This is a genomic window from Pseudonocardia sp. McavD-2-B (assembly GCF_024124365.1).
GTDB lineage: Bacteria > Actinomycetota > Actinomycetes > Mycobacteriales > Pseudonocardiaceae > Pseudonocardia > Pseudonocardia alni.
Genome location: NZ_JAMXSG010000496.1, coordinates 1 through 1,738, shown reverse-complemented (window position 1 = coordinate 1,738; position 1,738 = coordinate 1). Strand labels below are relative to the sequence as shown.

At 77.8% G+C, this 1,738-nt stretch carries 2 protein-coding genes; both read left to right on the top strand.

Annotation, left to right across the window (positions count from 1 at the left end; genetic code table 11):
• Nucleotides 1–333: ATP-binding cassette domain-containing protein (locus NH602_RS30620; RefSeq protein WP_253069657.1), on the top strand; the 333-nt coding region annotated here is incomplete at its 5' end.
• A 34-nt stretch (nucleotides 334–367) separates the two neighbouring features.
• Nucleotides 368–1,738: ABC transporter substrate-binding protein (locus NH602_RS30615; protein WP_253069656.1), on the top strand; the 1,371-nt coding region annotated here is incomplete at its 3' end.

The following is a 1,738-nucleotide window of genomic DNA, read 5'->3' as shown; positions in this document are numbered from 1 at the left end:
GAGCTGTCCGGGGGCCAGGCCCAGCGGGTCGCGCTGGCGCGCGCGCTCGTCGTCGGGCCGCGCCTGCTGCTCGCCGACGAGCCGGTGAGCGGGCTCGACCCGGCGCTGCGCGACCAGGTCGTCGACCTGCTCGCCGACACCTGCGCCGCTCACGGCACCGGGCTGCTCCTGGTGTCGCACGACCTGGCGGTCGCGGCGGCGCTCTGCCCGCGCACCGTCGTCCTGCACGACGGCCTGGTCGTCGAGGACCGCCCGACCGCCGAGCTGCTCGCCGCCCCGCAGCACCCCGCCGTCGCCGCGCTCGTCGACGCCGCGGCCCCCCTGTCCGTCTGAACCGTCCCACCACCCACGAACCCGGAGGACACCCGTGTCCCGACCCCGCCGCGTCGCGGCAACCCTCGCGCTCGGAGCGTCCGCGCTGCTGCTCACCGGATGCTTCGCCGCCCCACCGCAGACCGGCGGGACGGGCGCCGTCGGCGACCGCGTCGCCGTCGCGATGCTGCAACCGCCCCGCTCCGGCCTGACCCCCTTCAGCGACGACGCGTTCAAGCTGTCCCGCTGGCGCACCGCCGAGACCCTGGTGCAGCTCGACGCCGCCGGCGACGCCGTGCCGATGCTCGCCACCTCCTGGTCCCGCGTCGAGCCCACGACCTGGCGGTTCACGCTGCGCGACGACGTCGTCTTCCACGACGGCACCGCGCTGACCGCCGCGCACGTCGCGGACGTACTCACCCGTGCGACCCGGGCCTCGCCGCCCCCGCGGATCCTCGACGGCGTCGACCTGGCCGCCCGCGCCGACGGCGACGACGCGGTGCTGGTCACCACCGGCGTGGCCGACCCGCTGGTCCCGCAGCGCCTGTCCAGCCCGCAGCTGTCCGTGCTCGCCCCCGCCGCCTACACCGGGGACCGCGTGGACCCGGTCGGGCACGGCTCCGGCCCGTTCCGGCTCACCGCGGTGCAGGGCACCACCTCGGCCACCCTCGACCGCCACGACGGCTACTGGGGCGAGCCCGCCCGCGTCGCCGGCGTCGACGTCACCTTCGTCCCGGACGGCACCGCCCGCGCGGCCGCGCTGCGCACCGGCACCGCCGACGTCGTCGAGGCCGTCCCGCCCGGCCAGTACCCGCTGCTCGACCCCGCGCTGGTGCACGAGGTCCCCATGCCGCGTACCAACACGCTCTACCTGAACACCGCCCGCGGCCCGTTCGCCGACCCCGCCGTGCGCGCCGCCGCCCGTGCCGCCGTCGACCGCGCCGCGCTGGTCGCGAGCGCCTACGATGGGCGCGCCGACGTCGCGCAGGGCCTGCTCGGGCCCGCGCTGCCGTGGGCCGCGCCGCTGCGCGACGACCCCTCCTACGCGCAGGCGCTCGCCGCCCGCCCCGCGCCCGCGGCGGTGCGCGGCGTGCCGATCACGCTGGGCACCTTCACCGACCGCAGCGAGCTGCCCGAGGTCGCGGTGCTGCTGGAGCAGCAGCTGGAGGCGGCCGGGTTCGTCGTCACCCAGGACGTGCGCGAGTACGCGGCGATCGAGGCCGACGCGCTCGACGGCGCGTTCGACGCGTTCGTGCTGTCCCGCGCGACCGTGCTCGACTCCGGCGACCCCGTCGCCTACCTGGCCAGCGACTTCGGCTGCGGCGGCGGGTTCAACATCCCCCAGTTCTGCGACCCGGGTGTGCAGGCCGCGCTGGAGCGCGCCGCGGGCACCGAGGCCGGACCGGAGCGCCGCGCCGCGACCGCC